The following is a 15,223-nucleotide window of genomic DNA, read 5'->3' on the forward strand; positions in this document are numbered from 1 at the left end:
TTTTGCCATGGACATCCGGCCTATCAACGACGAATACGCCGTCACCGCGCAGATTGCGCTCGAGGATCTCGACAGGATCAAGGAGATGGGCTTCAAGTCGGTTGTCTGCCATCGGCCCGATGACGAAGATCCCGGCCAGCCTGATTTCGCGGAGATCGCTGCAAAGGCCACATCTCTCGGGCTGGAGACCCGCCATATTCCCGTCAGCGGGCCGCCCACGCCCGACGCCGTGCATGCCATGGTCGATGCGCTGGACGAAATGCCCAAGCCGATGCTGGGTTATTGCCGGTCCGGCAATCGTTCGACGATTATCTATCAGCAGACGCTGCATCTCCGCTGATTTTTCAGAATTGCTCGTTTGAAGAGCGAAATCTCCGTAAATCAACCGATTTTCCCGCAAAATTTATAAATATTAGGGGTTTCTAAGCAGGTTTTCGTTAACCCTGGTTGCCTATCCTTGGGGGAAGCTGATGCCTGTTCCGGCATCTGACCCCACCGGAGTGCATCCCCTTGAAAATTAGCGGTAAAATCTACAGCCTGGTCGGCATTATGTGCCTCTCGGCGCTCTTTATCGGGGCGACCGCGCTCTACGCGGTCAGCGAGTACAGCGCGCGCCTCACCGAATACAAACTGGCCGCCGACCGCGCCTATCTCGGCGAGCGCCTGAACCGCTATGTCACCGCTGTCGTGATGGAATCGCGTGGCATCTACGGCGCGAAGAACGTTGAAGGCGCGAAGAAATTCGCAGGCGGCCTGGTTGAGAATCTGGGCGAAATGGACAAGGTGCTCGCGGCCTGGACGCCGCTCGTGGCAAGCGAACAGAAGGCGAGCTTCGACAACCTTCTCGCCCGTTCCGCCGAATTCAAGACGTTCCGCACCGAGACGGCGCGTCTTGGCACCGAAGTGAACCCCGCCGCCGCCAGCGAACAGGGCAATAACGATGCGAACCGCGCCAACCGCAAGGCTTTCCAGAAGGAGATCGACGCAGTGGTCGCGGAGGACCAGGCGCAGCTGACCGCAGTCGAGACTGATCTCGCCGCCTTCAAGCAGTCGATCTTCCTGCTCGTCACCGCGATGACAGCCTTCGGTCTGGCTGCCGGCGCCGGGTTTGGCGTCTATATCGCGCGGTCGCATCTGTCTCGGCCGATCCTGCGTATCACCGAGACGATCCGCAATGTCGCCGAGGGCAGGTTCGATATCGACGTGCCCTTCATGGGACGCAAGGATGAGATCGGCCAGATGGCCGAGGCGGTCGGCGTGTTCAAGGAAAACGGTCTCGCCGTGCAGCAGTTGAACGAAAAGGAAGCCGAGGGCCGCGCGCGCAGCGACGATCTTCAGGCACGCATGGCCGTTGTCGTCGGGGCGGCAGCGGGCGGAGATTTCTCCAAGCGCATATCGAGGGATTTCGGCGATGCCAATCTCAATCGCTTCGCCAACAATGTCGACCAGCTGCTCGCCAGCGTCGATGCCGGCATCAACGAGATGCGTGCCGTCATGGCGCACCTCGCCGAGAGCAAGCTGACACGTTCGATGGAAGGCAACTATCAGGGTGCCTTTGCCGAACTTCAGGTCAATGTGAACGGTACGATGGACAGCCTGAAGCTCACGATCAAGGAAGTGCTCAACACCTCGGACTCGATCAACGGCAATATCAACGAACTCGGCAACTCGACCAACGACCTGTCGCGCCGCACTGAACAGCAGGCAGCGGCACTCGAAGAGACTTCGGCCGCACTGCAGGAAATCACCGGCGTGGTGCGCAATGCCACGCAGAAGGCGCAGGAAGCCGCCAAGATGGTGACGGATGCCAAGGACAATGCCAGCCAGGCCGGCAAGGTGGTGGGCGATGCGATCTCCGCGATGGGACGGATCGAACAGGCTTCGCAGGAAATCAGCCAGATCATCAACGTCATCGACGAGATCGCCTTCCAGACCAATCTCCTGGCGCTCAACGCCGGCGTCGAAGCGGCCCGCGCAGGCGACGCGGGGAAGGGCTTTGCGGTTGTCGCCCAGGAAGTCCGCGAACTCGCGCAGCGCTCGGCCAATGCCGCGAAGGACATCAAGGCGTTGATCACCAAATCAGGCGTTGAGGTGCAGGCCGGCGTGAAACTGGTTCAGGCGACGGGCTCGGCGCTTTCGGATATCGAAACCCGCGTCTTCACCATCAACAGCCACATCCATTCGATCGCGGATTCCGCGAAGGAACAGGCAATCAGCCTCAACGAGATCAACCAGGCGGTCAACCAGATCGACCAGGTCACGCAGCAGAACGCGGCGATGGTCGAGGAGACCTCGGCCGCGACGTTGAAGCTCGCAACCGAAGCCGACCGATTGGTCGACCTCATCGCCCGCTTCGAACTGGGCGAGGTTCACAACGGCACGGCGGTTCGCCGCGCCGCGTGATCCGGCAGGATTTTCAGGCAAGCGCCCGCGGGAAACCGCGGGCGTTTCATTTGAAGCGGCGAGAACGGATGAGCCGCGCGATTTATTCGCAAGTTTTTTGCGGCCTGTATCCACGGGAACAGCCGTCCCGTCCTATTTCTGGTGAATTCATCTTAGGCATAACGCCTAGAGTCCAATCAAACCAGAGGATACGGCAATGCGCAGCATCAACTTGGAAATCATACAGGCGCCAAATCTCGAGCTTTTTCGCGAGTTTCAATCGGAGTTGCTTCAGGACGTGGCGCGAACAGGCTACTCTAATCTTGGATCTTCATCCAACAACCTCGCCCAGAACACCAGTACTTCGCTTCGCATCAATGCGCAGGGTGGTGACGACACGATTCAACTGTTCGGCACTGGAAATGACAGGATATTCACCGGTTCGGGCGACGACTTCGTTTTCGCTGGCCGCGGCGATGATACTGTCACCGGTGGGTCCGGCAGCGACAATCTGATCGGCTTCGACGGCAACGACAAGCTTTCGGGCGGTTCGGGCAACGATACGATCGAGGGTGGCTTCGGTACCGACGAGATCTCGGGCGGCAGCGGCAACGACGATCTATTCGGCAGCGCTGGCCTCGACATCATCTTCGGTGGTGTCGGCAACGACAAACTGTTTGGCGATCATGATGGCAGCCCCACCAGCCAACAGGGTGGCGACTACCTCTATGGCGGCTCCGGCAATGACGAAATCCATGGCGGCGGCCGGTCCGACAAGATGTATGGCAACAGCGGCGCCGACACCTTCGTCTTCGACCACGTCAACGATTTCGTCTTCGGCCACGCCGACCTGATCGCCGATTTCAGCCGGACGGAGGGCGACCTGATCGTGCTGACGCCGGTTGATGCCAAGTCAACCCAGAGCGGCAACCAGAACTTCGATTTCGTCGATGGTCCGAGCCAGCAGGCCGGAACGCTCTGGCTCGGCTCGGTCAACAACGGCTTTCAACGCGTGTTCATGAACACCGATGGCGGGGCTGCTGACCTCGACATCATGGTCAGGTTCAACGACGAGACGATGACCAGCTTGCAGGAAAGTGATTTCCAGCTCTGAACAACCCGCTAACGACAGCGGCGATGGATGCTCAAACAGCATCCATCGCCTTTGCCGTTACTTTTGCGCGGCTTCCCGGATCTGGGTCAGTGTCCGTGTCGGCGTGATCGCTTCAGGGTCAAGCGTGATCTCGATGATCGATGGTTTGCCGCTGGCGCGGGCGCGCAGATAGGCTTCGGCGAAATCCTCTGTCTTTTCGACCGTCTCGCCATGGCCACCGAAGGCACGGGCATATTCGGCGAAATCAGGATTTGTGAGTCCTGTGCCGCTGACCCGGCCGGGATAGTCGCGCTCCTGGTGCATGCGGATCGTGCCGTAGATGCCGTTGTTGATCACCAGCGTGATGATCGGCAGGTTATAACGCACGGCGGTGGCGAATTCCTGGCCGTGCATCATGAAGCAGCCGTCGCCGGCAAAGCAGACGACCTCGCGATCGGGGTGCAGCGCTTTGGCCGCCACGGCCGCCGGCAGGCCGTAGCCCATCGAACCCGATGTCGGTGCCGCCTGGGTCGCGAACTTGCGGAAGCGGTGGAAGCGGTGCAGCCAGGTGGCGTAGTTGCCGGCGCCGTTGGTCATGATCGCGGTGTCGGGCAGGTTGGCCTCGAGCCATTCCATGATTGGGCCCATATGGACATTGCCGGGTCCCGACGACGGCGGGGTCGACCAGTCGATATAGGCCTTGTGCAAGGCTTCGGCGCGACCGGCCCAGGCGGGTTCTGCTTTGGGGCTGAGGTCCGCGAGTGCGGCCACCAGGCTCGTCGAATCCGCATTGATCGCCAGGTCCGGACGGTAGACGCGGCCGAGTTCGGAGGCATCGGCATGGACATGCACCAGCGTCTGGCTGGGATAGGGAATGTCGAGCAGCGTGTAGCCCGAAGACGGCATTTCGCCGAGGCGGGCACCGAGAAGGATCAGAAGGTCGGCGTCCGTCACTTCCTTCGCCAGCGCCGGGTTGATGCCGATGCCGACATCGCCAGCATAATTCGGGTGCAGGTGGTCGAACAGCATCTGGCGACGGAAGGAGCAGGTGACGGGCAGCTTCCAGCGCTCGGCGAAGGCGGTGAAATCCGCCACGGATTGTTCCGTCCAGCGGGTGCCGCCGAGAATGACCAGCGGCTTTTTCGCCTTTTCCAGCAGAGCGCCGAGCTCGGCGATCTGCGACGGACCCGGATGGGTCGCGACCGGCATGTAGGGCCGGGCGGCGGGTGCCGGAACTTGGTCTCGCAGCATGTCCTCCGGCAGCGCGATGACGACCGGACCCGGCCGGCCGGATGTGGCGACGGCGAAAGCGCGGCTCATGATCTCGGGGAGGCGGGCCGCGTCGTCGACATCCACGACCCATTTGGCGAATTCGGTGAAGGCACGGCGATATTCGACCTCCTGGAACGCTTCGCGCTCCCGCGCATCGCGCTGCACCTGGCCGATGAACAGGATCATCGGCACCGAATCCTGTCGGGCGATGTGAAGACCGGCGCTGGCATTTGTCGCGCCAGGACCTCGGGTGACGAAACAGATGCCGGGCTCGCCGGTGAGCCTGCCCCAGCAATCCGCCATCATCGCCGCGCCGCCTTCCTGGCGGCAGACCATCACTTCGATATCGCTGTCATGCAGCGCGTCGAGCACGGCGAGGAAGCTCTCGCCCGGCACACAGGAAACGCGTTTGACGCCGTTTGCAGCAAGCGCCTCGACGATCAACTGACCGCCGGTTCTTAGATTCGTGTCTGTCATATCCCGTCTTCTTTTCTTGAGGCGCGCTTACCCGCGCACCCTTTCGTTGTCGCAGCGTCAAAGCTGCTTGTCGTTTTCCTGAAGAATCTTCTTCTGATAGCGGCTCTGGATGACTTCGACGATCACCAGCGTGAACAGCACGAAGTAGAAAGTGGACTTGGCCATCGGCTCGACTGGGAAGCCGAAGAAGGTGAGGTGGGCGAGATGGCCGCCTTCCGACATCAGCATATAGCCGACCAGCAGCAGCACGAAGAGGCCGAGAACCTCATACATGCGGTTCTTCTTGAGGAAGTTGGCGACCGTATCGGCCATCACCACCATCAGCACGCCCGACACCAGGATCGCTGCCGTCATGACGATGAAGTTCTTGGTCAGCGCGACGGCTGACAGCACCGTATCGAAAGAGAAGACGATGTTCATGATCAGGATCCAGATGATCGCGGTCGCGACGGTGCGCCGGGGCGCGGCATTCGCGCCATGTTCGAGATCATGGCTGCCGATCATGTGGAAGATTTCCTTGATCGCCGTATAGATCAGGAACACGCCGCCGAGCAGCACGATCAGCGCGTGGCCGCTCATCGAAATGTTGAACCAGTCATGATGGAATGCGAGGAAAGGCGCCTGGAACAGCGAGATCAGTTGCAGCACGACGAAGAGCAGCACGACACGCAACCCGATCGCCAGCACGATGCCGGTGCGGCGGACCCAGGCTTCCCGCGCCGGATCGACCTTTTTCGCTTCGATCGAGATATAGAGCAGATTGTCGAAACCGAGCACGGTTTCGAGCGCGGTCAATATGAGGAAGGTAACGAGCGCATCGACTGTGAAAAGACTTTCGAACATGGTGTCTCCGTCTGGTTCTGGCGGATTCTAAGGGCTGAGCGCTCGCTCGCCCGACTTGTCTTCTCGCTGATAGCGTTTCAGCCCGTCGGCGCGCAAGCGGCCATGTCGGAATTCCGGCTCAGATCGCTGTTTCCGGGCCAGGCGGCGTCTTGTCCACACCCCTGAAGATGATGAACACGCCCGAACCGATGATGATGAAGATGCCGAGCCACTTCAGCGCATCCGGGAAATCTCCGAAAACCAGATAGGCGGCGGTCGCGGCGGAGACGATTTCCAGATATTGCAGCGGCGCCAGGACCGAGGCCGGCGCGGCGCGATAGGCATAGGCGCCGAGAATGCCGGAAACCGTGGCTGCCACGCCGACGCCGGCGATATAGATCGTCGTCGTGAGATTCGGCACGACAGGATCGAAGATGTCGGACCCGCTGCCTTCGCCCAGCACAAGAATGACGATGCAGGTGCAGAGCGCCCAGAAACTCGACTGGAACTGCATCGACCATGGATCTTCCACTTGCGACAGCATGCGCGTGAGGAGGATGAACGTGGCAACCGTGATGGCGGTGATGACGGGGAGCAGCGAGATGAGGCCGAATTCGGCAAAGCTCGGCTGGATGACCAGCAGCGATCCGGCAAAGCCTGCCGCGCAGGCGGCGACCTTCTGCCAGCCGATGTGCTCCGCCAAGAAAATGCCGCTCATCAGGGTGAGGATGGCTGGCTCGACAAAGAAGATCGCGATCGCATCTGCCACCGGCATGCTCTTGAGCGCCAGCACGAAAGCGATCATGCCGATGGTGAGGATCACGCCGCGCAGGACATGAAACATCGCATGCTTCAGTGACCGGCTGAACAACCGGCCACGCGCGAGTGCAAAGGGCAGCATCAGTGCCGCCTGGACGACGAAACGGCCCGCGGTGATCTCCGCCACCGGTGCCGTCGCGGTCGCCAGCTTGGAAAAGATGTCGATCATCGGCGCGATGAGAACGGAGGCGACCATCAGCGCGATGCCCGATCCCGTCAGCCAGTCGTGCCAGGCGCGGGGCGCCGTATCCATGGTCATTCCATCACACTCTATGCCGCCACCACACCATCCGCCCAGTCCGCGAGCGCCTTCATCGCATCGTCGCGGCCATGTTCGTTCAGCGTCTCGTGCCGCATGCCGGGATAGATGGTCAAATGAACATTTGTGATGCCAGAGCGCTTCAACCGCGCCGACAGCCATTCCATCGCACGACCGTTTTCAGTGGCCGGATCCTCGCCGCCTCCGACCAGATTTATCGCGAGCGTTTTCGGCAGCCGCGCGAGATTCCGATCCCGGCCGGCGCTGATCGACATATCGAGAAGATCGATCCAAAGTGAGACCGAACAGGCAAAGCCGCAGAGTGGATCGGCGATATATTTGTCCACTTCCCGTTCGTCATGGCTCAGCCAATCGAACTCAGTCTGTGCGCCAGCGATCGCCTTCGCCCATGGATCGAGCACCAGCCGCTGGCCGAAGAAGCTCGGCACATCCGACCCCTTGAAGAACTGCTCGGCTTTGACGAGCAGCAGGCCCGCTTGCCCGGCAAGCCCCGGATTGAGCTGGGAATTCCAGACACAGAGGCCCCGATACGCCTGCGGCTCAACCTCGGCGGCCCGCGCTGCAATCACGCCACCCATCGAATGGCCGAAGAGAATGACCGGCAAATCGGAATGCCGGGCCTCGGCATGTTCTCTCACGGTCTTCAGATCGGCGAGTACTTTTGCCTCACCGTCGCGTTTGGCAAACCGCCCCAGTTCGGCGTCCGGCGCGTTGGTCAGGCCGTGGCCGCGATGGTCGAAGCCGTAGACATGGTAGCCGCGCGCGGCTAGGAATTCGGCCAACTCGATATAGCGGAGGGAATGCTCTGCGAGGCCGTGGCTGAGCAGGAAGATCGCCCTGGCGGCGCCGTGCGCCGGCTCGTGGCGCGCACCGATCTTCGCCCCGGTCGGGCTATCCAGCGTGAATGCATGTTGATAAGTCATGCGTCGAATACGCCTTTCGAATATACTGGCTCGCTATCTGAATGCAGGCATCGAAAAAAGCAAGCTTCGTCAATAGGTTGCACTTCGGTTGCAGAAAGATTCGGTTGCAAGCAGAATCCGGCTTGAATTTATCCCCTATATGTATTTAGAATGTACGCGTTATGTTCACGTTCGCATTAGGAGATTGCGATGTTTACAAGGGCAGGGAATGGCGCATTCTTGACTAGATTTGGCATGTTTTTGACGATTTTATGTATACTTTCCTTGCCTTTTGCGGCGAAATCGGCGGAAATGGTGTCGCCAGTGAGCAAAGAGCGGAAATCGAGCGACCCCGAGAGGGCGAAAACCAAGCTGATCCTCGGTGTCTCATGGCAGCCGGGCTTCTGCGAAACGAGCCCCAAAACCCCTGAGTGTACCGGCCAGACCGCCGACCGCGTGGACGCGCGGCTTTTTTCGCTCAACGGCCTTTGGAAATCGCGCAAGACCTATTGTGGTGTCGATGGTGCGGTCAAGGAACAGGACAAGAAGAAGAACTGGCTCGACATGCCGGAGCTTTCCCTTGATGAAGGCGTCCAGCTTGAACTCGCGAAGGCGATGCCAGGCGTTGCCTCTGGTTTCGACCGCCACCAGTGGATCAAACATGGCACCTGCTCGGGCTACGTGGCGGACGAATATTACGGCAAGGCACTCAAGCTGCTCGCGGCGCTCAATAGGTCGGAAGTTCAGTCGTTGTTCGAGGACAACCTTGGGGCTGCGCTTGATGAAGTCAAGGTGAAGGCGGCCTTCGAGGCTGCGTTCGGCGCGGGTGCCGGCGACAAGGTGAAGATGCGGTGCCGCAAGGATGGCGATCGCCGGATCATCACGGGGTTGACCATCGGTCTCGGCGAACTGGGCGACGGAACGGATGATCTCGCATCTTTGATCACTGCTGCCGGCAAGACCAAGTTCGGCTGTGCCGAGGGCGTGGTAGACGAAGCGGGACTGCAGTAAATTACGCGAAGGCCCGTTCGCGGGCCTTCAACGTGATTGCTCCCCGGGGATTAATCGCATAAAGACGGACAAAATCTCCATCAGATCCGTCTTTCGAGGAATCCAAGCATATGGCTCGCCAATATATCTATCACATGTCGGAGCTCACCAAAGCTTACGGCGCCAAGAAAATTCTGGAGAATGTCAACCTCTCCTTCTACCCGGATGCCAAGATCGGTATCCTCGGCCCGAACGGCGCCGGTAAGTCGACCGTGCTCAAGATCATGGCCGGTCTCGACAAGGAGTGGCAGGGTGAGGCCTGGCTGTCGGAAGGCGCGACGCTCGGCTATCTGCCGCAGGAGCCGCAGCTCGATGGAACCAAGACTGTTCGCGAAAACGTCATGGAAGGCGTGGCCGACAAGACCGCCATCCTCGAGCGCTACAACGAATTGATGATGAACTATTCCGACGAGACCGCCGACGAGGGCGCCAAACTCCAAGATGTCATCGACAGCCAGAATCTCTGGGATCTGGATTCACAGGTCGAGATGGCCATGGCGGCACTCGGATGCCCGCCTGCCGATAGCGAGGTGACCAGCCTATCGGGTGGTGAAAAGCGCCGCGTCGCACTCTGCAAGCTGCTGCTGTCCAAGCCCGACCTGTTGCTGCTCGACGAACCGACCAACCATCTCGACGCCGAGACCATCGTCTGGCTGGAAAAGCATCTGCGCGACTATCAGGGTTCGGTCGTGATGATCACCCACGATCGCTACTTCCTTGACAATGTTACCGGCTGGATCCTTGAACTCGACCGTGGCCGCGGCATTCCCTATGAGGGCAACTACACGGCCTATCTTGAGAAGAAGGCCAAACGCCTGGCACAGGAAGGCCGCGAAGAGGCCTCGCGCGAGAAGGCGGTTTCACGCGAAAAGGACTGGATCAAGTCCAGCCCCAAGGCCCGCCAGACGAAGTCCAAGGCGCGTATCAAGGCGTATGACGAGTTGGTGGAGGCAGCGGCCGGTCGTCGTCCTAGTGACGCGCAGATCGTCATTCCGATCGCGGAACGGCTCGGCGGCGTGGTTATCGAAATCGAGGGCATCAGCAAGGGATATGATGGTACGACCTTGATCGATGACCTGAGCTTCAAGCTGCCGCCTGGCGGCATTGTCGGCGTCATCGGACCGAACGGCGCCGGCAAATCGACGCTGTTTCGCATGATTACCGGCCAGGAAACTCCCGATTCGGGCAGCATCCGCATCGGCGACACGGTGAAGCTCTCCTATGTCGATCAGAGCCGCGATGCGCTGGCCGCCGACAAGAATGTCTGGGAAGAGATTTCCGGCGGCACCGACATCGTCAAGCTCGGCAAGTTCGAAATGAACTCGCGCGCCTATTGTGGCGCCTTCAATTTCAAGGGCGCGGACCAGCAGCAGAAGGTGGGAACGCTGTCGGGCGGTCAGCGCAACCGCGTCCATCTCGCCAAGATGCTGAAGTCGGGCGGCAATGTCCTGCTGCTCGACGAACCGACCAACGACCTCGATACCGAGACGCTGGGGGCGCTGGAGGATGCACTCGAGAACTACGCCGGTTGCGCCGTCATCATCAGCCACGATCGCATGTTCCTCGACCGTCTCGCCACCCATATGCTCGCCTTCGAGGGCGATGGCCATGTCGAATGGTTCGAGGGCAATTTCGAGGACTATGAGAATGACAAGGCGCGCCGCGAGGAAAACGGATCGCTCAACAGCCAGAAGCGTGTGGCGCACAGGCGCCTGACGCGCTGACGACATCGCTCGCACCCTTTGCATGCAGGCGCCCGCTGGTCTGGACCGGCGGGCGCTTTTTTTGCACCAAGAACGACAAACCCGGTGCTGGAGGACACCGGGCTTGGCGCAGGGAGGGGATCAGTTGTCTTTGATCGTCTGACTTTGGAGCGCCGTGTTGCAGGGGTCGGGCGGCCCGTGTTCGGTGCCTGGGCGGGAGGAGAACCTCAGGCACCTGATGTCATCGGATCAGGTCATCAGATCAATCGCAGATGCGGACCTTCTTGATGTAGACATTGCCCCAATCGTCGTAGCGCTTGATCTTCTTGACGAAGCAGTAGTCGTCATAGTCGTGGTAGCGCGGGGATACGACGACCACGCCCCAATGATGGCGGTTGTGCCAGCCGTGATGACGATGACGCCAGCCGGCTTCAGCGGTGGCAGCGAGCGAGACGGTGGCGACGAGGGCGGCGAGGCCGCCGATGATGAACTTTTTCATGATGGTTGTCCTTGTGGGTTCTGTTGGGTTGAAGTGCTGGGTGCAGTCTTCTTCGTTTCTTTGTGGATGATGTCTCTCATCCGTTGATGATGTTTTCCCACATCCCCGCCGACGCCGCTGTTTCCACGGGAACAGGACTTCCGCGCCCTTTACTCCTGTACTGAAAGCGGCAATCTATTTTCCGCTTGCGTCTTCACCCTTCGTCATATAAAGATATCTTTATATCTTGATTGGATGAGACGTAATGGTAAAGCCGGGTTTCTCGTTGAACAAACTGGTCGATATCCTCAAGGCATCGGCCGAGCCGACCCGGATGCGGCTCCTCGTGCTTCTCTCCTCCGGCGACCTGACCGTCAGCGACCTCACGGAAATTCTGAGCCAGTCGCAGCCGCGCATTTCCCGCCATCTCAAGCTTCTCTCGGAAGCCGGTCTCATCGAGCGCTATCAGGAGGGTGCCTGGGCCTGGTTCCGCCTGAGGCGCGAGGGCGAAGCTGCCGGTCTTGCGCGTAAGCTCGTCGAGGAAGCGTCGCATGCCGACGCGGTCATCACCCGCGATCAGGGCCGCCTCGCCCAGGTTCGCGCTGCGCGCGCCGAAAAGGCGATGGCCTATTTCAGCCGCAACGCGGTGGGCTGGGACAATATCCGCAAGCTGCATATCAGCGAGGAAAAGGTCGAGACGGCGCTGCGCGACATGGTCGGCGACCAACCGGTGGATTCGCTCCTCGATCTCGGCACCGGCACCGGGCGCCTGCTGCAGCTTTTCGAGGGCATCTACCGCCACGGCATGGGTATCGATGCCAGCCGTGAAATGCTGGCCGTGGCGCGCGCCAATCTGGAGAAATCCGGCATTTCCAAGGCTTCGATCCGGCAGGGTGACATTTTCAACCTGCCGCTGGAAAACGGCGGCTATGACCTCGTCACCATCCACCAGGTGCTGCATTACCTCGAGGATCCGCACCTCGCCATATCGGAAGCAGCCCGCATGGTCCGGCCGGGCGGCAGGCTGGTGATTGTCGATTTCGCCCCACACGGCATCGATTCACTGCGCGGTGAGCACTTGCATGCGCGCCTTGGGTTTTCACATCAGATGATGGCCGACTGGCTCGAACAGGCCGGGCTCGAGGTCGTCAAGACGCGGGACCTCGAACCGGAAAGCGGAGCGGAGGCACTGACAGTGACAATCTGGCTGGCGCGTGATCGCCGTATCGAGATGGCCGACGAGCAGCCGGCGCCGAAAATTGCCAGCAGGAGAGTCTGAGATGCAGGGACAAGACACCAAGGCAAACCGTCCCCGGCTCTCGTTCGAGTTCTTCCCGCCCAAGAGCGACGAGATGGAAGTCCAACTTTGGAAGGCCGTGGAGGAATTGAAGATCTGGAATCCGGATTTCGTGTCGGTGACCTATGGGGCAGGGGGCAGCACCCGTGATACCACGCTCGACGCCGTGTCGCGGATGATCAACGAGGCGGGGCTGGCCGCGGCGTCGCACCTGACCTGCGTCGGGGCGACGCGGGAAGAGGTGCATGCGACGGTGGCGGAGTTCCGTGCCGCCGGTGTCCGCCATTTCGTGGCGCTACGCGGCGATCCGCATGGCGGCATCGGCACGGCCTATACGCCGTTTCCCGGCGGCTATGCCAATGGCGCCGAGTTGACCGCTGGTCTCAGCGCGCTGGGCGGTCTGGAGATTTCGGTTTCGGCCTATCCTGAAAAACATCCCGAAAGCCGGGATAATGCTGCCGATATCGACATGCTCAAGCAGAAGGCCGATAACGGCGCAACGAGGGCGCTGACGCAGTTCTTCTTCGATAATGACGATTTTGCGCGCTATCTCGATCGTGTGGGCGCCGCCGGCATCACCATTCCTGTCGTGCCGGGCATCCTGCCGATCCAGAATCTGGCGCAGGTCAAGCGCTTCGCAAGGCTTTGTGGTGCGACTGTGCCGGGCTTCGTCGACGACGCCCTTGCGGCGTTCGAAGAGCAGCCCGAGGAAAGGGCAAAGCGCGCCGCCGAGCTCGCCGCCCGCCAGGTCGAGGGCCTTAAGGCCATGGGGATCAATGAGTTCCACTTCTACACGATGAACCGCTCGCCGCTGGTCTCGTCCGTGTTGGAGCTTTCTGGCTTTTCCCGCAATTCGGCACGGGTAGCTAGCCAGGCGGCTTGAAGAGAATATTAGTGGAGACAAACAAAAAGGGCGCCGGGAGTGGCCGACGCCCTTTTCTTGAATTCGTTTCCGGACGCTGAACGCTCCGGATCATGCAGCCATCAGATGAATAACATCAGCGCCACAAAGGCGAAGGCTGCGCCCACCAACACGGCATTGAAGGAATTTGTAAGCCCCATGATGGCCTCCTCGTTCAGTGTTGACGAGGGATATTAGGGACATTTCTTAACCAATGAAAAGCGGTTTCTATGCTGCGCCGCAGCGCGATTGTGGAAAAATGATGACAGGCGACAGCCCAATGGCATGAATTTTTTGCGCTTTTGCCCGATAGATGTTTTTTTACCACGAGGGCTCCGTGGTTAATGTTTTGCCGCCTCACTTAACGGCAGTCGACCTGACATAGATCAAGTTTTTGAACCCGGGCGCAATTTCTTGATTCTGGCGACGCGCCTGCCGTCAGTTAGTCGCGGCCGCATGCGAAATCCAAATTCACGACTCAGAGCGCGCCGAGTAGCGCTTGCGTCGCCCAGCCGTCGGCCGGCAGGCCGAGCCGCTGCTGTTCCTTCTGGATCGCGACGCGTGTCCCGCCACCCAGGATGCCGTCGATCTTGCCGACATCATGACCCAGCGCCTGCAGCTTTTCCTGCAGCACCTTCATTTCATCGGGGGAAAGCCCAGCCTCGGGATTGCCCTTGTCGTAGGGCGCAGCGCCGGCGAGCCGGGTAGCGAAATAGGCAGCCGATGTCGTGTAGATGAACGACTGGTTCCATTCGAGGTAGATGCCGAAATTCGGATATGTGAGGAAGGCCGGACCCTTGCGGCCCTGCGGCAGTGTGAGCGATGCCTTGAGATGGCCGAAGCTGGTATTGCCGTCGCGTGGGGCCACGCCGAGGGCAAACCATTCCGCTGCGGTGAGGGGGCCGCCCAAGCCGGTTTTCTCGTAGGGCAAGCCGTCGGGTATCGTCACTTCCTGGATCCATGGTTCGCCGCGATTGAAGCCGAGGTTCTGGATGAAGCGGGCGGCGGTGAGGATCACGTCCTCTTCGCTGTCCTTCAGGTTCACGTGCCCGTCGCCATTGCCATCGGTGCCGAACTTGATGATGTCCTTCGGCTGCATCTGCACCTGACCGATCTCGCCGGCCCAAGCGCCCACGCTGGCCTGGGGATTGAGGTCGCCATGCTGCACCATTTCGATGAGTGCGATCAGCTGCGGGCGGAACAATTCCGGCCGGCGACAATCATGCGCCAGCGAAACAAGTGCGTCGCGGGTGCTGAAATCGCCCTGCACGGCGCCGAAATCGGTTTCCATGGCCCAGAAGGCGGTGATCACGGGTGCGGGCACGCCATATTCGGCTTCCGCCCTGGCGAAGGTATCCGCATATTCCTTGATTTTCTGCCGGCCGATGTCGAGCCGCGCCTGACTGACGGTGCGCTTGGAGAATTCGAGGAAGGTCTGGCGGAACACGCCCTGGCCGCGATCGCGGCTGAGAACCTTCTTGTCGATCCGGGCGCCGGCAAGCGCCTCGTCGGCGGCGGATGCCGGAACGCCTAGCGCCATGGCCTCGGCCTTGACGCCTTCCAGAAACGCACCGAGATCGCCTCCGCAGGCGGGTTTTTCAGCCGGGGGCTGGGTCCGGGCATGAGCTGCGGGGGAGGCAAGAAGAGCAAGGGCGAACAGGGCGGTAGCGGCTGTCGATCGCAGCATGGAAGACCTTCCGGAATTGGCTTTACGGGCGAGCAAGCTTTTCCAGAAGATTGCGGCAGA

The 15,223-nt window shown here is 60.4% G+C and carries 12 protein-coding genes and 1 pseudogene; 7 read left to right on the forward strand and 6 right to left on the reverse strand.

Features of this window, described 5'->3' with window-relative positions:
- Positions 1 to 7: 7 nt before the first annotated feature.
- The 3 genes and pseudogenes from ACSQ26_RS05485 to ACSQ26_RS05495 all read left to right on the forward strand — a co-directional run bounded on the left by ACSQ26_RS05485 (position 8) and on the right by ACSQ26_RS05495 (position 3,496).
- The gene (locus tag ACSQ26_RS05485) at positions 8 to 340 is read left to right on the forward strand and encodes a TIGR01244 family sulfur transferase (RefSeq protein WP_436007051.1); all 333 of its coding nucleotides are present in this window, start codon (positions 8 to 10) and stop codon (positions 338 to 340) included.
- A 170-nt stretch (positions 341 to 510) separates the two neighbouring features.
- Positions 511 to 2,367 (forward strand): annotated as a pseudogene (locus tag ACSQ26_RS05490) (methyl-accepting chemotaxis protein); the annotation flags it as partial.
- Positions 2,368 to 2,599: 232 nt separating this feature from the next.
- On the forward strand, positions 2,600 to 3,496 hold the full coding sequence (locus ACSQ26_RS05495) for a calcium-binding protein (RefSeq protein WP_436007053.1): 897 nt from the start codon (positions 2,600 to 2,602) through the stop codon (positions 3,494 to 3,496).
- A 57-nt stretch (positions 3,497 to 3,553) separates the two neighbouring features.
- Here the strand turns inward: ACSQ26_RS05495 and ACSQ26_RS05500 are convergent, their stop codons facing one another.
- The 4 genes from ACSQ26_RS05500 to ACSQ26_RS05515 all read right to left on the reverse strand — a co-directional run bounded on the left by ACSQ26_RS05500 (position 3,554) and on the right by ACSQ26_RS05515 (position 8,068).
- Positions 3,554 to 5,224 carry a thiamine pyrophosphate-binding protein gene (locus tag ACSQ26_RS05500; protein ID WP_436007055.1) on the reverse strand — a complete coding sequence of 557 codons (1,671 nt, stop codon included), beginning with the start codon at positions 5,222 to 5,224 and terminating at the stop codon, positions 3,554 to 3,556.
- A 57-nt stretch (positions 5,225 to 5,281) separates the two neighbouring features.
- Complete coding sequence (locus ACSQ26_RS05505) at positions 5,282 to 6,067, reverse strand: TerC family protein (RefSeq protein ID WP_436007057.1); 786 nt, start codon at positions 6,065 to 6,067, stop codon at positions 5,282 to 5,284.
- 118 nt (positions 6,068 to 6,185) lie between these two features.
- A complete protein-coding gene (locus tag ACSQ26_RS05510) occupies positions 6,186 to 7,118 on the reverse strand; it encodes a DMT family transporter (RefSeq protein ID WP_436007059.1) in 933 nt (310 codons plus the stop codon).
- A 17-nt stretch (positions 7,119 to 7,135) separates the two neighbouring features.
- Complete coding sequence (locus ACSQ26_RS05515; protein ID WP_436007061.1) at positions 7,136 to 8,068, reverse strand: alpha/beta fold hydrolase; 933 nt, start codon at positions 8,066 to 8,068, stop codon at positions 7,136 to 7,138.
- Positions 8,069 to 8,371: 303 nt separating this feature from the next.
- Between ACSQ26_RS05515 and ACSQ26_RS05520 the strand changes: the two genes are divergently transcribed.
- The gene (locus ACSQ26_RS05520) at positions 8,372 to 9,058 is read left to right on the forward strand and encodes a ribonuclease T2 family protein (RefSeq protein ID WP_436007063.1); all 687 of its coding nucleotides are present in this window, start codon (positions 8,372 to 8,374) and stop codon (positions 9,056 to 9,058) included.
- Between the two features lie 110 nt (positions 9,059 to 9,168).
- On the forward strand, positions 9,169 to 10,821 hold the full coding sequence (ettA, locus tag ACSQ26_RS05525; protein ID WP_436007065.1) for an energy-dependent translational throttle protein EttA: 1,653 nt from the start codon (positions 9,169 to 9,171) through the stop codon (positions 10,819 to 10,821).
- A gap of 241 nt (positions 10,822 to 11,062) precedes the next feature.
- Here ettA and ACSQ26_RS05530 read toward each other — a convergent pair whose 3' ends face one another.
- On the reverse strand, positions 11,063 to 11,299 hold the full coding sequence (locus tag ACSQ26_RS05530) for a hypothetical protein (RefSeq protein ID WP_436007067.1): 237 nt from the start codon (positions 11,297 to 11,299) through the stop codon (positions 11,063 to 11,065).
- 244 nt (positions 11,300 to 11,543) lie between these two features.
- Here ACSQ26_RS05530 and ACSQ26_RS05535 point away from each other — a divergent pair, with 244 nt between their 5' ends.
- Both ACSQ26_RS05535 and metF read left to right on the forward strand, forming a co-directional pair.
- A complete protein-coding gene (locus tag ACSQ26_RS05535) occupies positions 11,544 to 12,557 on the forward strand; it encodes an ArsR/SmtB family transcription factor (RefSeq protein WP_436007069.1) in 1,014 nt (337 codons plus the stop codon).
- Position 12,558: 1 nt separating this feature from the next.
- Positions 12,559 to 13,458 carry a methylenetetrahydrofolate reductase [NAD(P)H] gene (gene metF, locus ACSQ26_RS05540; RefSeq protein ID WP_436007071.1) on the forward strand — a complete coding sequence of 300 codons (900 nt, stop codon included), beginning with the start codon at positions 12,559 to 12,561 and terminating at the stop codon, positions 13,456 to 13,458.
- Positions 13,459 to 13,954: 496 nt separating this feature from the next.
- Here metF and ACSQ26_RS05545 read toward each other — a convergent pair whose 3' ends face one another.
- A complete protein-coding gene (locus tag ACSQ26_RS05545; RefSeq protein WP_436007072.1) occupies positions 13,955 to 15,163 on the reverse strand; it encodes a lytic murein transglycosylase in 1,209 nt (402 codons plus the stop codon).
- Between the last annotated feature and the right edge of the window lie 60 nt (positions 15,164 to 15,223).

The sequence above is a fragment of the Rhizobium sp. LjRoot254 genome (assembly GCF_964254105.1).
GTDB lineage: Bacteria > Pseudomonadota > Alphaproteobacteria > Rhizobiales > Rhizobiaceae > Rhizobium_E.

What these genes read in the sequence shown, in the direction of transcription:
- ACSQ26_RS05485 (WP_436007051.1), top strand. Translation starts at nt 8, where the DNA reads ATGGACATCCGGCCTATCAACGACGAATACGCCGTCACCGCGCAGATT.
- ACSQ26_RS05495 (WP_436007053.1), top strand. Translation starts at nt 2,600, where the DNA reads ATGCGCAGCATCAACTTGGAAATCATACAGGCGCCAAATCTCGAGCTT.
- ACSQ26_RS05500 (WP_436007055.1), bottom strand. Translation starts at nt 5,224, where the DNA reads ATGACAGACACGAATCTAAGAACCGGCGGTCAGTTGATCGTCGAGGCG.
- ACSQ26_RS05505 (WP_436007057.1), bottom strand. Translation starts at nt 6,067, where the DNA reads ATGTTCGAAAGTCTTTTCACAGTCGATGCGCTCGTTACCTTCCTCATA.
- ACSQ26_RS05510 (WP_436007059.1), bottom strand. Translation starts at nt 7,118, where the DNA reads ATGGATACGGCGCCCCGCGCCTGGCACGACTGGCTGACGGGATCGGGC.
- ACSQ26_RS05515 (WP_436007061.1), bottom strand. Translation starts at nt 8,068, where the DNA reads ATGACTTATCAACATGCATTCACGCTGGATAGCCCGACCGGGGCGAAG.
- ettA (WP_436007065.1), top strand. Translation starts at nt 9,169, where the DNA reads ATGGCTCGCCAATATATCTATCACATGTCGGAGCTCACCAAAGCTTAC.
- ACSQ26_RS05530 (WP_436007067.1), bottom strand. Translation starts at nt 11,299, where the DNA reads ATGAAAAAGTTCATCATCGGCGGCCTCGCCGCCCTCGTCGCCACCGTC.
- ACSQ26_RS05535 (WP_436007069.1), top strand. Translation starts at nt 11,544, where the DNA reads ATGGTAAAGCCGGGTTTCTCGTTGAACAAACTGGTCGATATCCTCAAG.
- metF (WP_436007071.1), top strand. Translation starts at nt 12,559, where the DNA reads ATGCAGGGACAAGACACCAAGGCAAACCGTCCCCGGCTCTCGTTCGAG.
- ACSQ26_RS05545 (WP_436007072.1), bottom strand. Translation starts at nt 15,163, where the DNA reads ATGCTGCGATCGACAGCCGCTACCGCCCTGTTCGCCCTTGCTCTTCTT.